General features: G+C 68.2%; 21 protein-coding genes. 8 read left to right on the top strand and 13 right to left on the bottom strand.

From position 1 onward, the window contains the following. Positions 1 to 21: 21 nt before the first annotated feature. The 11 genes from C1M51_RS12300 to C1M51_RS12350 all read right to left on the bottom strand — a co-directional run bounded on the left by C1M51_RS12300 (position 22) and on the right by C1M51_RS12350 (position 10,179). A complete protein-coding gene (locus tag C1M51_RS12300) occupies positions 22 to 1,125 on the bottom strand; it encodes a capsular biosynthesis protein (RefSeq protein ID WP_129450145.1) in 1,104 nt (367 codons plus the stop codon). Next, positions 1,122 to 1,919, bottom strand: a complete 798-nt coding sequence (locus C1M51_RS12305) for an ABC transporter ATP-binding protein (protein ID WP_129450147.1) — start codon at positions 1,917 to 1,919, stop codon at positions 1,122 to 1,124. Before C1M51_RS12305 ends, C1M51_RS12300 begins: the two co-directional genes overlap by 4 nt. Before the next feature lie 9 nt (positions 1,920 to 1,928). Continuing rightward, positions 1,929 to 2,741 carry an ABC transporter permease gene (locus tag C1M51_RS12310; RefSeq protein WP_242499673.1) on the bottom strand — a complete coding sequence of 271 codons (813 nt, stop codon included), beginning with the start codon at positions 2,739 to 2,741 and terminating at the stop codon, positions 1,929 to 1,931. Beyond that, the gene (locus C1M51_RS12315) at positions 2,738 to 3,100 is read right to left on the bottom strand and encodes a MarR family EPS-associated transcriptional regulator (RefSeq protein WP_051495575.1); all 363 of its coding nucleotides are present in this window, start codon (positions 3,098 to 3,100) and stop codon (positions 2,738 to 2,740) included. The genes C1M51_RS12310 and C1M51_RS12315 overlap by 4 nt, the downstream gene beginning before the upstream one ends. Positions 3,101 to 3,182: 82 nt before the next feature. Beyond that, a complete protein-coding gene (gmd, locus tag C1M51_RS12320; RefSeq protein WP_129450148.1) occupies positions 3,183 to 4,307 on the bottom strand; it encodes a GDP-mannose 4,6-dehydratase in 1,125 nt (374 codons plus the stop codon). Positions 4,308 to 4,330: 23 nt separating this feature from the next. Continuing rightward, positions 4,331 to 5,260, bottom strand: coding sequence for a GDP-L-fucose synthase (locus C1M51_RS12325; RefSeq protein WP_129450150.1), 930 nt, complete (start codon positions 5,258 to 5,260; stop codon positions 4,331 to 4,333). A gap of 26 nt (positions 5,261 to 5,286) precedes the next feature. Next, complete coding sequence (rfbC, locus tag C1M51_RS12330; RefSeq protein ID WP_129450152.1) at positions 5,287 to 5,838, bottom strand: dTDP-4-dehydrorhamnose 3,5-epimerase; 552 nt, start codon at positions 5,836 to 5,838, stop codon at positions 5,287 to 5,289. After that, on the bottom strand, positions 5,838 to 6,719 hold the full coding sequence (rfbA, locus tag C1M51_RS12335) for a glucose-1-phosphate thymidylyltransferase RfbA (protein ID WP_129450154.1): 882 nt from the start codon (positions 6,717 to 6,719) through the stop codon (positions 5,838 to 5,840). The genes rfbC and rfbA overlap by 1 nt, the downstream gene beginning before the upstream one ends. A 27-nt stretch (positions 6,720 to 6,746) precedes the next feature. Beyond that, positions 6,747 to 7,643, bottom strand: a complete 897-nt coding sequence (gene rfbD / locus C1M51_RS12340) for a dTDP-4-dehydrorhamnose reductase (protein WP_129450156.1) — start codon at positions 7,641 to 7,643, stop codon at positions 6,747 to 6,749. Then, entirely contained in the window at positions 7,640 to 8,713 is a 1,074-nt protein-coding gene (gene rfbB, locus C1M51_RS12345; RefSeq protein ID WP_129450158.1) for a dTDP-glucose 4,6-dehydratase, read from the bottom strand. The genes rfbD and rfbB overlap by 4 nt, the downstream gene beginning before the upstream one ends. Continuing rightward, complete coding sequence (locus C1M51_RS12350) at positions 8,710 to 10,179, bottom strand: mannose-1-phosphate guanylyltransferase/mannose-6-phosphate isomerase (protein ID WP_129452184.1); 1,470 nt, start codon at positions 10,177 to 10,179, stop codon at positions 8,710 to 8,712. Before C1M51_RS12350 ends, rfbB begins: the two co-directional genes overlap by 4 nt. 86 nt (positions 10,180 to 10,265) lie before the next feature. On the opposite strand from C1M51_RS12350, the gene C1M51_RS12355 reads away from it, so the two are divergent. Both C1M51_RS12355 and C1M51_RS12360 read left to right on the top strand, forming a co-directional pair. After that, positions 10,266 to 11,360: a glycosyltransferase gene (locus C1M51_RS12355; protein WP_129450159.1), complete on the top strand. Its 1,095-nt coding sequence runs from the start codon at positions 10,266 to 10,268 to the stop codon at positions 11,358 to 11,360. Positions 11,361 to 11,405: 45 nt separating this feature from the next. After that, on the top strand, positions 11,406 to 12,872 hold the full coding sequence (locus C1M51_RS12360; RefSeq protein WP_242499674.1) for a DEAD/DEAH box helicase: 1,467 nt from the start codon (positions 11,406 to 11,408) through the stop codon (positions 12,870 to 12,872). 8 nt (positions 12,873 to 12,880) lie between these two features. Here the strand turns inward: C1M51_RS12360 and C1M51_RS12365 are convergent, their stop codons facing one another. After that, a complete protein-coding gene (locus C1M51_RS12365; protein ID WP_129450161.1) occupies positions 12,881 to 13,648 on the bottom strand; it encodes an SAM-dependent methyltransferase in 768 nt (255 codons plus the stop codon). Then, positions 13,645 to 14,262, bottom strand: a complete 618-nt coding sequence (locus C1M51_RS12370; RefSeq protein WP_409072604.1) for a Maf family nucleotide pyrophosphatase — start codon at positions 14,260 to 14,262, stop codon at positions 13,645 to 13,647. Before C1M51_RS12370 ends, C1M51_RS12365 begins: the two co-directional genes overlap by 4 nt. A gap of 30 nt (positions 14,263 to 14,292) precedes the next feature. Here C1M51_RS12370 and C1M51_RS12375 point away from each other — a divergent pair, with 30 nt between their 5' ends. From C1M51_RS12375 to fabG, 6 genes are all read left to right on the top strand, one after another. Then, a complete protein-coding gene (locus C1M51_RS12375) occupies positions 14,293 to 14,859 on the top strand; it encodes a DUF177 domain-containing protein (RefSeq protein ID WP_129450164.1) in 567 nt (188 codons plus the stop codon). A 186-nt stretch (positions 14,860 to 15,045) separates the two neighbouring features. Continuing rightward, a complete protein-coding gene (rpmF, locus tag C1M51_RS12380) occupies positions 15,046 to 15,228 on the top strand; it encodes a 50S ribosomal protein L32 (RefSeq protein WP_011828234.1) in 183 nt (60 codons plus the stop codon). A gap of 208 nt (positions 15,229 to 15,436) precedes the next feature. Beyond that, complete coding sequence (gene plsX, locus C1M51_RS12385; RefSeq protein ID WP_129450166.1) at positions 15,437 to 16,543, top strand: phosphate acyltransferase PlsX; 1,107 nt, start codon at positions 15,437 to 15,439, stop codon at positions 16,541 to 16,543. Then, entirely contained in the window at positions 16,540 to 17,538 is a 999-nt protein-coding gene (locus C1M51_RS12390) for a beta-ketoacyl-ACP synthase III (protein ID WP_129450168.1), read from the top strand. Before plsX ends, C1M51_RS12390 begins: the two co-directional genes overlap by 4 nt. Before the next feature lie 52 nt (positions 17,539 to 17,590). Continuing rightward, entirely contained in the window at positions 17,591 to 18,529 is a 939-nt protein-coding gene (gene fabD, locus C1M51_RS12395; RefSeq protein WP_129450170.1) for an ACP S-malonyltransferase, read from the top strand. Beyond that, a complete protein-coding gene (fabG, locus tag C1M51_RS12400) occupies positions 18,526 to 19,275 on the top strand; it encodes a 3-oxoacyl-ACP reductase FabG (RefSeq protein WP_129450171.1) in 750 nt (249 codons plus the stop codon). The genes fabD and fabG overlap by 4 nt, the downstream gene beginning before the upstream one ends. Positions 19,276 to 19,310: the final 35 nt, after the last annotated feature.

The raw sequence follows: 19,310 nt of genomic DNA on the forward strand, positions 1-19,310 counted from the left end.
GATCCTTGTGCATGAGCGGTCTCAGTCAAGATGTTCGCGTATCGTGGCGATCACGAGCCGGACAATGCCGTAGAGCAGCAGGCTCACGACCAGCAGCGTCACCAGGTTGTAGATGCGTCGCGGGTAGATGGCCGTTTCGGGCAAGGAGGGCGGTTCGATGACGACCAGGCTCTTGATCTTGCGGGCGGCATCGATCCGCGAGTTCTCCACCGATGCCAGCGCCACCTTGTAGGAGTCTTCCGCAAAGCCGGCCTGCAGGATCAGCCCCTGGAAGTCGGCGGCCAGCCGGTTCAGGCGTTCTCCGTTCCGCCCGGAGGTGGCGCGAAGCCGCTCCACTTCGAGCTGCGCGCGCGCGGCGTCGAGCTGGCTGCGCAGCGCCTTGACCTGGTAGCTGTTGTTGTTGAGGTAGGTGAGCGCATTGCGCAGCTCGGTTTCCTGGCGCGCGAGTCCCGCCTGCAACTCTGCCGTGAGCGTACCGCTGGCCTGTGCCTGCGCCACCGGATCCAGCAGCTTGTGCTTGGTCTGGAAGGCGAGCACATCAGTCTTGGCCTTCTGCAGCCGCGTGGCGGCGCGCTCGAGTTCTGTCTCCGAGAAACCCATCTGCTCGCGCGCCATGCGCTGCGAGAAGGCATTCACGAAGCGCTCACTGTCTTCGAGGATGGCGGCGTTCAGCTTCTGCGCGAACTCCGGTTCGAAGCCCTGCACGCGCACCGTGAGCAGTGAGGTCAGGTCGTCGAAATGGACCTCGATGCGGCTGCGGTAGTAGTCGAGAAACTCCTCTTGGCTGTGGTTTCCGTAAAGCCGGAACAGCAGATCGGCCTTCTCTGCCTCGTAGTGGGCCCGCAAGCCCAACTGCGCATCGAGCCGCTTCAGCAGATCGAGCGAGTGGATGTACTGCTGCAGGTAGAGCGTTTCTTCACGGGACGGCGGGTTGACGCCGGCCAGCATCAGCGCTACACCGGGAATGGGTGACTGCTCCTGGTTCGCCTGACGGACCGTGATGATGGATTCGCTGACGTAGCGGTCGGCAGCGAACAGGCCGTAGTACAGCGCCGCCAGGACCAGAGGCAGCACGATCAACAGCAGCTTCAGACGTCGCGGATTGAGCGACAACAATTGGTTCATGCGGAGGCTTCAGTCTGGGTCGAGGAAGAGGCTTCTGAGGGCGGGGCCGCAGGAATGGCGCTTGACAACAGCGCAGCTGCGCGTGCTGCCCGAGCGGCGCGCCTGGCCCTGGCTGCACGACGGACGGCGGCATTGTCGATCGGACCCTGATAGGCCAGGATGCCGGCTTCCACGTCTTCGTAGAGCGTGGCGCTGCCGTCCTTGATCAACACGACCACGTCGCACCATTCGCGGATGTCTCCCATGTTGTGCGACACGAGAATCAGTTTCGATCGTTCCAGCCGGCTGCGGAATGCCACCTGGCACTTCGCACGGAACTGTGCATCGCCGACGGCCATCACTTCGTCGATCAGGTAGTAGTCGAAATCGAAAGCCATACTCAGCCCGAAAGCCAGGCGTGAGCGCATGCCGGAGGAGTACGACTTGACCGGCAGGTCGAAATACTCGCCGATCTCGGCAAAGGCTTCCACCTCGGTGATCTTCGACTGCATGGACTTGCCGACGGCGCCGTACACGCGGCAGACGAAGCGCACGTTGTCTCTGCCGCTCAAGGTTCCTTGCATGCCCCCGGAAAGTCCCACGGGCCAGGAAATGTTCACATCGCTGATCACTTTGCCGTGGTCGGGTGCGTCGATGCCGCCGAGCAGGCGCATCAGCGTCGACTTGCCAGCGCCATTGGGGCCGATCAGCCCGATGCTGGCATCGTCTGGAAAGCGGAAGCTCAGGTCACGGAAGACATAGCGGCGTCCGTGCGGAGTCGGGTAGGACTTGGTGACGTGGCGCAGCTCGATCATCGGGATCGCTCAACGAGCCAGAAGCTGCCGACGGCGCACACGGTACAGCGCCAGACTCAATGCCAGTGTCACGAGGGCCAGTGCGGCCGGATAGGAAAGGTTCACCTGCTCGATGACCCGGTAGTTCTCGACGAAGTCACCACGATGAATCTCGATCAGGTGCAACAGCGGATTCCACAGCAGCCATGGCAGGAATTCGGCCGGCAGCGAGTGCAACGGGAAGATCACGCCCGACACGAAGTACAAGGGCATGAATATCAGGCGAACAAAAACCCGCAATTGCGGCAAGTCATCCGTCAGCACCGCCAGCAACAATCCCAGACCGAAGCCGAATGCAATCAGCACTGCACTTGCAACAGCGAGGTGCAGCGGGCGGTCCGGAAACCACTGAAAGTCGGTCCAACCCAGCGCTACGAGGAACACCACGAAAAGCACGCTGTAGATCAGGACCTCCATGCCAGCGCGCGCCACCAGGACGTCGATGGCCTTCACCTGGCGATATCCGAACAGTCCGCGGCTCCCGTCGAGGGCGCTCATCAACCGGAGCGTCAGGTTACGGAACATCAGATAGGGAATCAGGCCGGTCACCAGAAACAGCGGAAACGGAATACCTGGCACGACGCGGTGCCGCAGGTAGCCAAACAGCAACATCAGGATGATCACGTGGGCCAGTGGCTCGAAGAGCGTCCAGAGGCCGCCCAGCCAGCGCCCGCCGAAACGCGCTTTCAGGTCGCGCTGGAGCAGCGCGAACAGCACGGCGCGCTGGATCTGCCAGGGCGTGCGTTTGCCCGGCGCTGCGGATGCCGTCAGCCCGGTGTTCAAGGGCGAGACTCCTCGGCATTCAGTTCATGGCGCAAGGCGGCGATCGTCTTCTGCAACTGCTCGAACTCGGCTTCCTTGCGCGACAGAAAGCGCCGGGTCAGGCGAAGCTTCTCTCGCAGCCCGGCCGGCGTCAGCAGATACGCATACGCCAGCTTGCGGTCGCTGCGCCTGAAGTTGCTCGCCTTGACCAGGCCGCGGTCCAGCAAGGCGCGCAGCAGGTAGTGCGTTTTCCCCAGGCTCAGCCCCAATGCCGCGGACAGTTCACGCTGCGAGAGCGCGGGTTGCCGTTCCAGGACGCGCAGGACTTGCAGGTGTGCCGCATCCGCATCCGGTGCGTTGACGGCAATGACGTGTGACATGCTAGGCCTGTTCACGGGGTGAACGCCGAGTGTAGCCGTGCACCAAAACTGGTCGGCCCACACTGTCGACGAGGTGCCGTCGTCATTCCCGGTAGTCGTAGGCTCGGAAGCCTGCCCGCCGGACCAGATTGTCGCGTTGGGCTGAGGCGTAGTCGGCCTCGACCATCTCCCTCACCAGCTCCGGCAGCGTCGTGGTCGGTTGCCAGCCCAGCTTGGCCTTGGCCTTGCTGGGATCGCCCAGCAGCGTCTCGACCTCGGTAGGCCGGAAGTAGCGCGGATCGACCCGCACGATCACGTCGCCCACCTTGCATTGCGCGCGCGCGTCGTCCACCGCCGTGACGGTGCCGATCTCCTGTTCGCCCTGACCGGTGAAGGCCAGCCGGATACCGAGTTCGGCCGCGGCCAGCTCCACGAACTGCCGCACGCTGTACTGCACGCCAGTGGCGATGACGAAGTCCTCGGGCCCAGGCTGCTGCAGCATCAGCCATTGCATCTCGACGTAGTCGCGGGCGTGTCCCCAGTCGCGCAGCGAACTCAGGTTGCCCAGGTACAGGCAGTCCTGCAGTCCCAGCGCGATGCGCGCCACCGCTCGCGTGATCTTGCGGGTGACGAAGGTCTCGCCGCGCAGCGGGCTCTCGTGGTTGAACAGGATGCCGTTGCAGGCGTACAGGCCGTAGGCCTCGCGGTAGTTCACCGTGATCCAGTACGCGTACATCTTCGCCACGGCATAGGGGCTTCGCGGATAGAACGGCGTGGTTTCCTTCTGCGGCGTCTCCTGGACCAGCCCGTAGAGCTCGCTGGTGCTGGCCTGGTAGAAGCGGGTCTTCTTCTCGAGGCCGAGGATGCGGATCGCTTCCAGCAGTCGCAGGGTGCCGATGCCGTCGGCGTTGGCGGTGTACTCCGGCGTCTCGAAGCTCACCGCCACGTGGCTCATGGCCGCCAGGTTGTAGATCTCGTCGGGCTGCACCTGCTGGATGATGCGGATCAGATTGGTGCTGTCCGTCAGGTCGCCGTAGTGCAGCGTGAAACGCTGGTGGTCCACGTGCGGATCCTGGTACAGGTGGTCGATGCGGTCGGTGTTGAACAGGCTGGCGCGTCGCTTGATGCCGTGCACGTCGTAGCCTTTGTCGAGCAGCAGCTCGGACAGGTAGGCGCCGTCCTGTCCGGTCACGCCGGTGATCAAAGCAGTCTTCTTGGGGTCGGCCATGTCGTTCTTCCCGGGGTTCATCATCAAGGCCGCGCGAACGGTGCCGCCGCGTAGGCGAGCCGGAGCCCCGCCTCGAGCGGAACCTTCGCGCGCCATCCAAGCGCGGTGAGGCGCGAGACATCCAGCAGCTTGCGCGGCGTGCCGTCGGGCTTGCTGCTGTCGAAGACGATGCGGCCCTCGAAGCCCACCACGCGCATCACGGTCTCGGCGAGTTCGCGGATGGTGAGGTCCGTGCCGCAGCCCACATTGACGATCGGGCCGTCGTAGCCCAGTTCCATCAGGTGGACGCAGGCGTCGGCCAGGTCATCCACGTACAGGAACTCGCGCCGCGGCGTCCCGCTGCCCCAGACCACCAGTTCGCCGTCGCCGCGCAGCCGGGCCTCGTGCGCCTTGCGCAGCAGGGCCGGCAGCACGTGGCTGGTCGCCAGGTCGTAGTTGTCGTTGGGGCCGTACAGGTTGGTCGGCATCGCGCTGACGTACTGGCGACCGTACTGGCGGTTGTAGCTCTCGCACAGCTTGATGCCGGCGATCTTGGCGATCGCATACGGTTCGTTGGTCGCTTCCAGCGGGCCGGTCAGCAGGGAGTCCTCTCGAATCGGCTGCGGACAGTCGCGCGGGTAGATGCAGCTCGAGCCGAGGAACAGCAGCCGCTGCACGCCGGCCAGGTGGGCACCATGGATGAGGTTGGCCTCGATCAGGAGGTTCTCGTACAGGAAGTCGGCGCGGTACCGGTCGTTGGCGGCGATGCCGCCAACCTTGGCCGCGGCCACCACACAGTACTCGGGCCGATGTTCCGCCAGGAATGCGTGGACGGCGCGCTGGTCCAGCAGGTCCAGCTGTTCGCGCGAGGCCGTGAGAACGCCGGTGTAGCCCGCCGCCTGCAGCCGGCGCACGATCGCCGATCCCACCATGCCGCGGTGGCCGGCAACGAAGATGCGGGTGTTCTTGTTCATGGACCTGCGGTCGTGGAGGGGTGGTGTCAGTCGAAGACCGGCGCCTCTGTGATTCCAGGAGCCTGGGCGTCACGGGCCGAAAGTGTAGGGGGACTGTCCATTGGCGGCCATTCGATGCCGATCTCGGGATCGTCCCAGCGCACCGCGACCTCGGCCCCGGGGGCGTAGTAGCTCGTCGTCCGGTACGAGACCTCGGCCGTTTCGCTGAGCGCGAGGAAGCCGTGCGCGAATCCCGGCGGAACCCACAGCAGCTGCGGCCTCTCGGCGGTCAGCTCGACGCCGACCCAGCGCCGGAAGTTCGGACTGCTGCGGCGCACATCGACGACGACGTCGAACACCCGGCCGGCGATCACCCGCACCAGCTTGCCCTGTGCACAGGGTGGCAGTTGGTAGTGCAGCCCGCGCAACACGCCGCGCTGCGAGCGGGAGTGGACGTCCAGCACGAAGTTCACGGCCTGTCCCAGCGCCGCTTCGACAGCCTGCTGGTTGAAGACTTCCATGACGAACCCCCGCACGTCCTGGAACACCTCGGGCTCGAGCACCAGGATGTCGGGCAGGGTCGTGGGGGTTGCTTTCATCAGTAAACCGTTTCCCGCAGCACGCGCAGCAGATACTGGCCGTAGCCGTTCTTCAGCATCGGAAACGCCAGTGCCTCGAGTTGTCCGGCGTCGATCCAGCCGGCACGGAAGGCCACTTCCTCAGGACAGGCCACCTTCAGGCCCTGGCGCTTCTCGAGCGTGGCGATGAACTGGCCGGCATCGAGCAGGCTGTCAGGGGTGCCGGTGTCGAGCCAGGCATACCCGCGTCCCAGGATCTCCACCTCGAGCCGGCCCGCACGCAGGTAGTGCGTGTTGACGTCGGTGATCTCCAGCTCGCCGCGTGCGCTCGGCTGCAGGCCGGCGACGATGTCGCAGACCTGCTCGTCGTAGAAGTACAGGCCGGTCACGGCATAGCCGCTCTTCGGCGCTTGCGGCTTCTCCTCGATGCTGATGGCGCGGCGTTGCGCGTCGAACTCGACCACGCCGTAGCGCTCCGGATCCTGCACATGGCAGGCGAATACGGTGGCTCCGGCCGATCGCGCGGCAGCGCGGGTCAGCAAGGGCTGGAGGTCGTGTCCATGGAAGATGTTGTCGCCGAGCACCAGCGCGCTCGGCGCGCCCGCAATGAAGTCGCGTCCGAGCGTGAAGGCCTGCGCCAATCCGTCCGGGCTTGGCTGCACGCCGTAGCGGAGGCTCAGGCCCCAGCGTGCACCGTCGCCGAGCAGCGCCTCGAAGCGGGAGCGGTCCTGCGCTGTGCTGATGACGAGGATGTCGCGGATGCCGGCCAGCATCAGCGTGGTCAGGGGGTAGTACACCATCGGCTTGTCGTACACCGGCAGGAGCTGCTTGCTGGTGGCCAGCGTCGCCGGGTGCAGCCGGGTGCCGGTTCCGCCGGCGAGGAGGATGCCTTTTCGATGCATGAACATTTCGCGGTCGGCCAGCGGCCGTCAGCGCCCCAGCAGTTCGATCAGCAGGCGGTCGACGCCGTCCCGCCAGGGCGGAAGATGCAGGCCGAAACAGGCTTGCAGCCTGCCGGTGTCGAGGCGCGAATTGAGCGGCCGTCGAGCCGGCGCCGGACAGGCGCTGTCGGGGACCGCGCGGAGAGCCTCTGCTGTCAGTTTCAGCGGGTGCCCGTGCAGGCGCGCCCGCTCGATGAGGAAGCGGGCGTAGCCATGCCGGCTGGTCTCGCCGCTGGCGGCCACGTGGTAGGTGCCGGCGAGCGAGGCTTGCTGTCGAAGCGCCCGCAGCGCGTGCGCGGTGACGTCGGCCAGCAGGTCGGCGCCGGTGGGGGCGCCGATCTGGTCGTCGACGACCTCGAGCCACTCGCGTTCGGCGCCCAGGCGCAGCACGGTCTTCGCGAAGTTGCTGCCGCGTGCTGCATGAATCCAGCTGGTGCGCAGGATCAGGTGGCGGCAGCCGCTGGCGCGGATGGCCTGCTCCCCCTCGAGCTTGGTGGCGCCGTAGACGTTGAGCGGCGCGGGCAAGGCGTTCTCGTCACGCGGCGCACTGCCCGAGCCGTCGAACACGTGGTCGGTGCTGAAGTGCACCAGGGTTGCATTCAGCATCGTTGCCTCGCGGGCCAGCACCGCGGGCGCGATGGCGTTGACGGCTCGCGCGAGCGCCGGCTCTCGCTCGGCCCGGTCGACGGCGGTGTAGGCCGCTGCATTCACGATGATGTCCGGGCGCACGTGGCGCACCGTCGCCACCAAGGCCTCGGGGCAGCCGAGATCGGCCGCGAGTGGCGCGCTGTCGCGCGCCAGCGCGAGCAGTTCGCCGAGGGGGGCGAGCGCGCGCTGGAGCTCCCAGCCCACCTGGCCGTTCTTGCCGAGCAGCAGGATCCTCATGCGGGGCCTGGGGTTCGCGTGGCGTAGTTCTGTGCCACCCAGTCGCGGTAGCTGCCGCTTTGCACCTCGCGCACCCAGCCGGCATGAGCGAGGTACCACTGGACCGTCTTGCGGAGCCCCGTCTCGAAGGTTTCGGTCGGCCGCCAGCCCAGCTCCCGTTCGATCTTGCGGGTGTCGATCGCGTAGCGCCGGTCATGACCGGGACGGTCGGCGACCAGGCGGATCAGGCGTTCGTACGGGCCGGCGGGATCGGGCTGCAGTTCGTCGAGCAGCGCGCACACGCGCCGCACGGTGTCGATGTTGGCGAACTCGCTCCCTCCGCCGATGTTGTAGGTCTCGCCGACACGGCCTCGTTCGAGCACGGTACGGAGCGCCCGGCAGTGGTCGCCGACGTGCAGCCAATCGCGGATCTGCAGGCCATCGCCGTAGACCGGCAGTGTCTGGCCGGCGAGCGCATTGACGATCGTCAGCGGGATCAGTTTCTCGGGGAAATGGTAGGGCCCGTAGTTGTTCGAACAGTTCGACGTCACCACCGGCAGATCGTAGGTGCGATGCCAGGCTCGGGCGAGGTGGTCGCTGGCGGCCTTGCTGGCCGCGTAGGGGCTGCTCGGATCGTAGGCGTGTGTTTCGGTGAAGGCCGGTGCCCCGGGCTCGAGCGAGCCGAACACCTCGTCGGTGCTGACGTGGAGGAAGCGGAACGATTCCCGCCTGCCGGCGGCCAATCCGGACCAGTACGCGCGCGCGGCTTCGAGCAGCACGAACGAGCCTTCGACATTGGTGTGCAAGAAGGCCCCGGGCCCGTGGATAGACCGATCGACATGGCTTTCTGCGGCCAGATGAACGATCGCCCGGGGCCGGTGGTCGGCCAGCAGCCGGTCGAGCAACGGCCGATCGTGGATGTCGCCGCGCACGAAGACATGCCGGGCATTCCCTTGCAACGAGGCGAGATTGCGCAGGTTGCCGGAGTAGGAGAGGACGTCGAGGTTGACGACCGGCTCGTCGGTCGATGCGATCCAGTCGAGAACGAAGTTGCTGCCGATGAAACCGGCACCGCCGGTCACGAGGATCATTTGCGGTCCGTGCCGACTCCGTCCGCTCTGCCGTAGGTGTCGGAGAAGCGCACGATGTCGTCCTCACCGAGATAGCTGCCGGACTGCACCTCGATGATCTCGAGGGGGATCGAGCCCGGATTCGCCAGCCGGTGCACTTCCCCGAGCGGAATGTAGGTGCTTTGGTTCTCGGTCAGCAGTCTCTTGCTCTCGCCACAGGTCACTTCCGCCGTCCCCGAGACGACGATCCAGTGTTCGGCGCGGTGGTGGTGCATCTGCAGGCTCAGCGTGGCGCCGGGCTTGACCAGGATGCGCTTCACCTGAAACCGGGCGCCTGCGTCCACGCTGTCGTACCAGCCCCAGGGCCGGTGGACGCGCCGATGCAGCGTGCCCTCGTTGCGGCCCTCGCGCTGGAGGCTGGCGACGATCTGCTTGACCTGCTGGCTGCGCGAGCGATCGGTCACGAGCACCGCGTCCGGCGTTTCCACGATGATCACGTCGTCGAGGCCGATGGCGCCGACCAGCCGGCTGGTCGCGTGGACCAGCGTGTTGCGGCTGTCCTCGATCAGCGCGTCGCCGTGCGAGGCATTGCCCTGGGCATCGCGCTCGCTGACCTGCCACACCGCGTCCCAGGCCCCGAGGTCGCTCCAGCCGGCGTCCAGCGGCACCATCTTCACACTGAAGCCGCTGGCCGCGTCGGCCGGGCAGGGCTCCATCACCGCGTAGTCGATCGATTCACCGGGGATGGCCGCGAAGGCGGCCTTGTCGGGTCGCACGAAGCTCGCGTCGGTGCTGCGGCCGGCCCACGCGGCTTCGGTGGCTTGTGCAATGTCGGGCCGGAAATGCGCCAGCGCGGCCAGCCACACCGACGCGCGCAGCACGAACATGCCGCTGTTCCAGGCGTAGCCGCCGTCGTCGAGGTAGCGCTCGGCGGTGGCCCGATCGGGCTTCTCGACGAAGGCCTTGACGCGCCGCACCGCGTCGGCGCCTTCGCTGTGGATGTAGCCGAAGCCGGTCTCGGGGCGGTCGGGCACGATGCCGAGCGTGACGAGGCTGCCGTCGGCCGCGGCGGCCACTGCCTGCCGCAGGGCGCGTGTGAAGGCCGGGCCGTCGGTCACGGTCTGGTCCGCCGGCGTGACGACGAGAATGCTGTCGTCGCCGTGGGCGGCGCGGCTGGCGAGCGCGGCCAGGGTGAGGGCGGGCGCCGTGTTGCGACCGATGGGCTCGAGCAGCAAGGTTGACTGGCTCGTGCCGATCTCGCGCAACTGCTCCAGCAGCATGAACCGGTGTTCCTCGTTGCCGACCACCAGCGGCGCGGCGATGGTCGTGTGCGCGTCGGCCAGGGCGGCCAACCTCAGGCAGGCCTGCTGGAACAGGGTCGACGTACCGGACAGGGCCAGGAACTGCTTAGGGTAGAGCGCGCGGCTGAGTGGCCAGAGCCGCGTGCCGGAGCCGCCGGCGAGGACGACAGGCGTGATGTGATGCATGGTGGCAAAAGTGAGGGGCAAGCGCAGTCCCACTATAGCGGCGCGCCTCGAGGGTTCCGGATGTGCGCGCTCGGTAAACTGCCCCGATGCTTCTGTTTCTCTGCGCGTTCGCCGCGTCGGCCATCCTGACCTTGCTGGTGGTCCGCTCGAACCGCACTCATGCCCGGTTCTCCGCCGATCCGGACCAGGGCGGCCCGCAGAAATTCCATGCACGCTCCGTGCCGCGGGTGGGTGGGATCGGCATCGTCGGCGGGCTGCTGTTCACGGCCACGCTGCTGTGGTGGATGCGCGGCGGCGAGCCTGCGCACTATGCCGTCTGGTTGCTGCTGTGCGGCCTGCCGGCCTTTGCCGCAGGCCTGGCCGAAGACGTGACCAAGCGTGTCTCGGCCACCTGGCGCCTGCTGGCGACGGCGGCCGCTGCGCTGCTGGGGGTGTTGTTGCTCGGAGGGACCATCACGCGCACCGACCTGTGGGGGCTGGACTGGATCGCATCGTTCGCGCTCGGTGCGGCCTTTCTCGCGATCTTCACCGTGACGGGCATCGCCAATGCCATCAATATCATCGACGGCTTCAACGGGCTGGCATCGATGTGCGTGATGATGATGCTGCTGGCCATCACCTATGTGGCCAACCAGGTGGGCGACAGCACCATCGCGCTGCTGGCGCTGGCCGGCGCCGGGGCCGTGCTGGGGTTCTTCGTCTGGAACTACCCGGCCGGACTGATCTTCCTGGGCGACGGCGGTGCCTATTTCCTGGGCTTCTACCTGTCCGAGCTCAGCATCCTGCTGCTGCACCGCAACCCCGAGGTGTCGCCGCTGTTCCCGCTGCTGATGGCCATCTACCCGGTGTTCGAGACCCTGTTCTCGATGTACCGGCGCCGGGTGGTCCGCGGGCGCGGCGTGGGCATTCCCGACGGCGTCCACCTGCACAGCCTGATTTACCGGCGCCTGCTGCGCTGGGCCGTCGGCAGCCGCGACGCGGCCGCGCTGACGCGGCGCAATTCCATGACCGCGCCCTACCTGTGGCTGCTGTGCATGCTGGCGGTGGCGCCCAGCGTGCTGTTCTGGGACAACTCTCGGGTCCTGGGCATCTTCATCCTGTTGTTCGGACTGTCGTACACCCTGCTGTACGGGATGATCGTGCGCTTCAAGGCCCCCCGCTGGCTGGTTCTGAGACGCTGAAACCCGGCTGGCCGATAATGGCGGCCAATGCAAGACGATCTCACGATGGCGTCACCGGCCCTGCCGGCCGAGGCGCCGCCCGCCCGTTTCGACACCCTCGCGCTCGATCCGAAGCTGCTCCGCGCGGTGGCCGAATCCGGTTACCTGCTGATGACGCCGATCCAGGCCAAGGCGATTCCGCTCGTGCTGGCCGGCCGCGACGTCATGGGCGCCGCGCAGACCGGCACCGGCAAGACGGCGGCCTTCTCGCTGCCCCTGCTGCAGAAGATGCTCAAGCACGAGAGCAGCAGCACGTCGCCGGCCCGCCACCCGGTGCGGGCCCTGGTGCTGGCCCCGACGCGTGAGCTGGCGGACCAGGTTGCCAACAACGTCAAGACCTACTCCAAGCACACCCAGCTGCGCGCCACGGTCGTGTTCGGCGGCATCGACATGAAGCCGCAGACGGCCGAATTGAAGCGCGGCGTCGAGGTACTGATCGCGACGCCGGGGCGGCTGCTCGACCACATCGAGGCCAAGAACTGCTCGCTCAGCCAGGTGGAGTACGTGGTGCTCGATGAGGCCGACCGCATGCTCGACATCGGCTTCCTGCCCGATCTGCAGCGCATCCTGAGCTACCTGCCCAAGAGCCGGCAGACGCTGCTGTTCTCGGCCACTTTCTCGCCCGAGATCAAGAAGCTGGCCAACAGCTACCTGCAGGACCCGATCCTGGTCGAGACGGCGCGGCCCAATGCCACGGCGTCGACGGTCGAGCAGCGCTTCTACCGTGTCGAGGACGACGACAAGCGCAACGCCGTGAAGCAACTGCTGCGCACGCGGGCCATCACGCAGAGCATCGTCTTCGTCAATTCCAAGCTGGGCGCGGCGCGCCTGGCGCGCGCCTTCGAGCGCGACGGCCTGCGCACCCAGGCCCTGCACGGCGACAAGTCCCAGGACGAGCGCCTGAAGGCCCTGGCCGCGTTCAAGGCCGGCGAGGTGGACTTGCTGGTGGCCACCGATGTGGCCGCACGCGGCCTCGACATCGCCGACCTGCCGGCGGTGTTCAATTTCGACGTGCCCTTCAACGCCGAGGATTACGTGCACCGCATCGGCCGCACCGGCCGCGCCGGGGCCTCGGGCCTGGCGATCACGCTGGTGTCGCGCGACGATGCCCGGCTGGTGTCCGACATCGAGAAGCTGATCAAGAAGAAGCTCGACATCGAGGCGCTCGAACTCGAGGACGACCGTCCTCGCCGTGCGCCGCGGCGTGACGACGGCGAGCGCGACGGCATGCGCCGCGAGGACGACGGGCGCCGGATCAGCGCTGCCGCTGCTGGCGATCGGCCTGCGCCGGCGCGGCGCCCCACCCCGCCGGCAGCGCCCTCCGATCCGTTCTTCAGCCAGCCCTACGAGGCCCAGGCCGGCATCGAGCCCGTGTGGGAGAAGTCGGCCGCCCAGGCGTCGACGCCCAGCAGCGGGCTGTCGCGCTACATCAAGGCCAAGAAGCGCGTGGCGTCCTTGCTGGGTGGCAAATAAGGCGGCGATCAGCCGGCCAGCAAGGCGAACACCGCCGGCACGTCGGCCGGCAGTTCCATCGGGCGCTGGCGCCACTGCGCCACCCGTGCACTGCGGGTCCAGCCGCCCGGCAGGGTCAGGCCGCAACTGACGCTCAACCAGGTGTCCGGCGCAAGCGCACTGAGCAGCGCCCGGAGCAGGGCGCCATTGCGGTAGGGGGTCTCGATCATCAGCTGCGTCTGGCCGAGACGGCGTGACAGCGCCTCCAACTCCTTCAGCCGCTGGGCCTGCGCGCCGGCTTCCTGCGGCACGTAGCCGACGAAGGCGAAGCTCTGGCCGTTCAGGCCGCTGGCGGCCAGCGCCAGCAGCAGCGAGGTCGGGCCAGGCAAGGGCTGCACGCTCACGTCGGCCGCATGCGCGGCCGCTACCAGAGCGGCGCCAGGGTCGGCAACGGCGGGCAGGCCGGCTTCGCTGATCAGCCCGATGTCGTGGCCATCGAGCGCGGGGGCCAGCAGTGCCCGCAGATCGGCCGGCTCGGCCGCGTGGCGGCCTTTCGGCGGTCGCGGCAGTTCACGGATCTCCAGGGTCTGCAGCGGCTGCGCCAGCGGCGTGATGCCGTCCACGCGCTTCAGGAAGGCGCGGGTCGACTTGGCGTTCTCGCACACCCAGTACTGCAACCGGGCTGCGGCGTCGATCACGCCCTGCGGCAGCACCTCGTGGAGATCGGGCGGGGGCAGGCTGCCGGTCAGTGTGCCGAAGTCCAGTGTGTTCGGCACCAGGATCAGCCGGCCCTTCATCCCTGGCTCCGCGACAGCACGTCGAGCCCGGCCTCGCGCAGCAGCTTGGCGGTGGCGATCAGCGGCAGGCCGATCAGGGCGGTCGGGTCGTCGGATTCGATCGCGTCGAGCAACGCGATCCCCAGGCCTTCGGACTTGGCGCTGCCAGCGCAGTCGTAGGGCTGTTCCGCGCGCAGGTAGGCCTCGATCTCCGCGTCGCCCAGCGTCCTGAAACGCACTGCTACCGGCACGCGCAGCAGTCGCTCGAAGCCGGTGGCCGGTCGCACCACCGCCAGCGCCGTCTGGAAGACCACGGTGCGGCCACTCATCGAACGCAGTTGCTCGACTGCGCGCTGGTGCCCGCCGGGCTTGCCGATCGGCGTGCCGTCCAGGTCAGCCACCTGATCGGAGCCGATCACGACCGCGTCGGGATGGCGCGCCGCCACCTCGCGCGCCTTGGCGAGCGCCAGGCGCTCGGCCAGCGCGGCAGGGGCTTCGCCGGCGAGGGGCGTCTCGTCGACGCGCGGACTGTCCACCTCGAAGGGCACGCGCAGGCGCATCAACAGCTCGCGCCGGTAGCGTGAGGTGGAGCCGAGGATCAGGCGAGGCGGCGGCGTGGGGATCATGGGCGCCATTGTCGGTGCGGCGCATAAACTCCGGGCGCGATGAAACCGAGCGAACAGAATCCCTTGCGCCTGAACGTCGCCGGCCTGGCGGCGGACGCGGCCAGCTTGTCGGGTACGTGGTCGCTGACGACGCTGGAGCGTCTGGCGGCCAGCGCTCATGCCGAGGCGCCGCCGGCCGCCGGCGACGAGGTCGTCTGGGCCGCCCGGGGCGAGCAGCGTCGGCGCACGGGTGGCAGCCCGGAGGTCTGGATGCACTTGCAGGCCCGCACGTCAGTCCGACTGCAGTGCCAGCGTTGTCTGGCGCCGGTCGAGGTCGCGCTGGACTGCGATCGGTGGTTCCAGTTCGTGGCGACCGAGGATGCCGCCGCCGTCCTCGACGCCGACAGCGAGGACGATGTGCTCGAACTGACCCGGGCGCTGGACCTGCGCGAACTCGTCGAGGACGAGTTCCTGCTGTCATTGCCGGTGGTGCCGCGGCACGATCGTTGTCCCGAGCCGCTGGTCGTTCCCGGCGACGTCCTGGCCGCTGAATCCATGGAGGAGCCCGTGAAGGAGAACCCGTTCGCCGTGCTCCAGGCACTCAAGACGCCCAAGGCCGGCCACTGACCCCGGCCGGTGTTCCGGGTATACTCACGGGCTGTTTTATATTTCTGCCGGGTTTGCCCGGCATGAAAGCTGCCGGCGCATGGCGCTCCGGCATGGACCATCCGCCAAGGCGCTCCGGTCGATCCGGGGGTGCCACGGCAGCGCCCGGCGTCTGGTCGCCGGGCACGCAAGACCCAGGAGCCCCTCATGGCCGTTCAACAGAACAAGAAGTCCCCGTCGAAGCGCGGCATGCACCGCTCGCACAACGCCCTGAACACCCCGGGCCTGGCGATCGAGCCGACCACCGGTGAAACCCATCTGCGCCACCACATCAGCGCGACCGGTTTCTACCGCGGCCGCAAGGTGCTGAAGACCAAGGCGGATGCCTGAATCGGTGCGGCCCGGCGCCTCGTGCAGCCGGGCAGCGTCATCCTGCTTCGCAACGCGCCCGGCATGCCTGACTGAAGGCGGCCGGGCGTTGTCGTTGGTTCGGCGGCAACGTGCAAGCCTGCCTCGCGCGTCACTTGCCACCGCTCCGCGCAAGGCTTAGCGTGTCGCCTGTGACCCGGCCAAGTCCCGCTTCCGCTCCGTCGACACCATGAACGACCCGCTCGCTTTCGCTGCCGAGGCCCGGTCTGCCACGGTGCGCTTGGCCGTCGACTGCATGGGCGGCGACCATGGTCCGTCGGTCACGCTGCCGGCCTGTCGGGCCTTCCTGGCGGCCCACCCCGGTGCCGAGCTGTTGCTCGTCGGGCGCCCCGAGGCGCTGGCGCCGGCGGCCGGCTGGGAGCGCTGCACGCTGGTGCCGGCGAGCGAGGTGGTCGCGATGGACGACCCCGTCGAGGTGGCCCTCCGGCGCAAGCGCGACTCGTCGCTGCGCGTCGCGATCAGCCAGGTCAAGCCGGTCGACGGCGTGGCGGCCGCGCAGGCCTGCGTCTCGGCGGGCAACACCGGGGCCTTGATGGCGGTGGCGCGCTACGTCCTCAAGACGCTCGACGGCATCGACCGCCCGGCGATCGCCACGGTGATGCCGAACCAGCTCGACGGCCACACCACCGTGCTGGATCTCGGCGCCAACGTCGACTGCACCGCCGAACACCTGCTGCAGTTCGCGGTGATGGGCAGCGCGCTGGTGGCCGCCGTCGAGGGCAAGGCGAACCCGAGCGTCGGCCTGCTGAACATCGGTGAAGAGACGATCAAGGGCAGCGAGACCATCAAGCGCGCCGGCGAACTGCTGCGTGCTGCGGCCGCCGGCGGCCAGCTCAACTTCGTCGGCAACGTCGAGGGCAACGACATCTTCACCGGTCGCACCGACATCGTCGTGTGTGACGGCTTCGTCGGCAATGTGGCGCTGAAGACGGCCGAAGGCCTGGCCTCGATGCTGTCGAGCTTCATTCGCCAGGAATTCACCCGCAGCTGGTACAGCAAGCTGGCGGCGCTGGTGGCGTTGCCGGTGCTCAGGCACTTCAAGAACCGGGTCGACCACCGCCGCTACAACGGCGCGGCGCTGCTCGGCCTGCGCGGCCTGGTGTTCAAGAGCCACGGTTCGGCCGATGCCTTTGCTTTCGAGCAGGCGCTCAACCGGGCTTATGATGCCGCGCGAAACCGACTGCTCGATCGGGTCCACGACCGCATCAGCGCGACGCTGCAGGCCCTGCCGGCCGATGCGGGCGCGCCGGCCGGTCCGGTGCCCGAAGCCGCATGACCCCCTCTGCCTCTTCCCTTCCTCGCTACGCGCGCATCACCGGCACCGGCAGCTACCTGCCGCCGCGTCGCCTGACCAACGCCCAGCTCGCCGCCGAGCTGGCCCAGAGCGGCGTCGAGACGTCCGATGAATGGATCGTCGAGCGTACCGGTATCCGCGCTCGCCATTTCGCGGCTGCCGACGTGGCCTGCAGCGACCTGGCCGTCGAGGCGGCGCGTCATGCGCTCGAGGCCGCAGGTCGGCAGGCCGGCGAGATCGACCTGATCATCGTGGCGACGTCGACGCCGGACATGATCTTCCCGTCGACGGCCTGCATCGTGCAGCACAAGCTTGGTGTCGCCGGCTGTCCGGCCTTCGACCTGCAGGCGGTGTGCTCCGGCTTCGTCTACGCCCTGTCGGTGGCCGACGCCATGATCCGCACCGGCGCGGCCAGCAAGGCGCTCGTGATCGGTGCCGAGGTGTTCTCCCGCATCCTCGACTTCAAGGACCGCACCACCTGTGTGCTGTTCGGCGACGGTGCCGGTGCCGTGGTGCTGGAAGCCAGCGATACGCCGGGCATCCTCGCCACCGAATTGCATGCCGATGGCAGCCATGTGGGCATCCTGTGCGTGCCGGGCACGGTCGCCGGCGGCCACGTCACCGGCGATCCGCTGCTCAAGATGGACGGACAGGCGGTGTTCAAGCTCGCCGTGCGGGTGCTGGACGAAGCGGCGCGCGCGGTGCTGGCCAAGGCCGGCCGCCAGGAGAGCGACGTCGACTGGCTGATTCCGCACCAGGCCAACATCCGCATCATGCAGGGTACGGCCAAGAAGCTGAAGCTGCCGCTGGAGAAGCTGGTCGTGACGGTCGACGAACATGGCAACACATCAGCCGCCTCGGTGCCGCTGGCGCTCGACCACGCGGTGCGCAGTGGCCGGGTCAAGCCGGGCGACACGGTGATGCTCGAGGGCGTGGGCGGCGGCTTCACCTGGGGCGCGGTGCTGCTCGACCTGTGATCGGCGCCGGGTTCGCCCGGCCAGAAGCAATAAGAAGACTGGGAAGTTCTCGATGTCCGCATTCGCATTTGTCTTTCCCGGCCAGGGTTCGCAGACTGTCGGCATGCTCGACGCCTGGGGTGATCACCCGGTCGTGGGCGAGACCATGGCCGAAGCCTCGCAGGCGCTCGGCGAGGATATGGTCGCGCTGATCCGGTCGGGTCCGAAGGAGGCACTGGACCTCACCTCGAACACCCAGCCGGTGATGCTCGCAGCCAGCATCGCCTGCTACCGCACCTGGCTGGCCGAGACCGGCCGGTCGCCGTCGATAGTGGCTGGGCACTCGCTGGGCGAGTACAGCGCCCTGGTGGCGGCCGGCGTGCTGAGCCTGGCCGACGCGGTGCCGCTGGTTCGGCTGCGGGCCCAGGCGATGCAGGACGCGGTGCCGGTCGGCGCCGGCGCCATGGCGGCCATCCTCGGGCTGGACGCCGAGGCGGTGCGCGCGGGCTGTGCCGACGCCGAGGCGGCGACCGGCGAGTCGGTGCAGGCGGCCAACTACAACGACCCGAAGCAGACCGTGATCTCCGGTAGCAAGCTCGCCGTCGACAAGGCCTGCGAACTGCTGAAGGCGGCCGGCGCCAAGCGGGCGCTCCCGCTGGCGGTGTCGGCCCCGTTCCATTCGAGCCTGATGAAGCCGGCGGCCGAGCGGCTGCGCCAGCGCCTTGTCGATGTGGTGCTGGCCGCGCCGGCCATTCCGGTGCTGAACAACATCGACGTCGCCGTCGAGTCCGAGCCGGCGGCGATCCGCGACGCGCTCTACCGCCAGGCCTTCGGTCCGGTCCGCTGGGTCGAGACGGTGCAGGCGCTCAAGGCCCGCGGGGTGTCGACCGTCGTGGAGTGCGGCCCGGGCAAGGTGCTGGCCGGGCTGGTGAAGCGGGTCGATGCCGAGCTGGCCGTGCTGAACATCTTCGATCCGGCCAGCCTGGCCGAGACGCAAGGAGCCCTGGCATGAGCGCGGACGCTTCGGTGACGATGCAGGTGGCCCTGGTGACGGGCGCGAGCCGCGGCATCGGCCGCGCGATCGCGACCACGCTGGCCGAGCGCGGCTTCAAGGTCGTCGGCACGGCGACCAGCGAGTCCGGCGCGGCGTCGATCGGCGAGGCGCTGGCCCCGTACGGCGGGCGCGGGCTGGTGCTGAACGTGAACGACGGCGCGGCGCTCGAGGCGGCGGTCGACGCCATCGTCAAGCAGGACGGTGGCCTGCACGTGCTGGTCAACAACGCCGGCATCACGCGCGACACGCTGTCGATGCGCATGAAGGACGACGACTGGGATGCCGTGCTCGACACCAACCTCAAGGCCGTGTTCCGCGCCAGCCGCGCGGTGATCCGGCCGATGATGAAGCAGCGCTACGGCCGCATCGTCAACATCACCTCGGTGGTGGGGGCGAGCGGCAATCCGGGTCAGGCCAACTACGCTGCGGCGAAGGCCGGCGTCGCCGGCATGACGCGCTCGCTGGCCCGTGAGCTGGGCAGCCGGGGCATCACGGTCAACTGCGTGGCGCCGGGTTTCATCGCGACCGACATGACCGACGGACTGCCCGAGGCTCAGAAGGCCGCGCTGCTGGGGCAGATCCCGCTGGGGCGCCTGGGCGCGCCGGAGGAGATCGCCGATGCGGTGGCCTTCCTGGCGTCGAAACAGGCCGGTTACATCACGGGGACCGAACTGCACGTCAACGGCGGCATGTTCATGAATTGAGCGTCGAACAGAGCGCGGTGCGACCCGTCGCCCCG

This window comes from Methylibium sp. Pch-M (assembly GCF_004136295.1).
GTDB classification, from domain to species: domain Bacteria; phylum Pseudomonadota; class Gammaproteobacteria; order Burkholderiales; family Burkholderiaceae_C; genus Methylibium; species Methylibium petroleiphilum.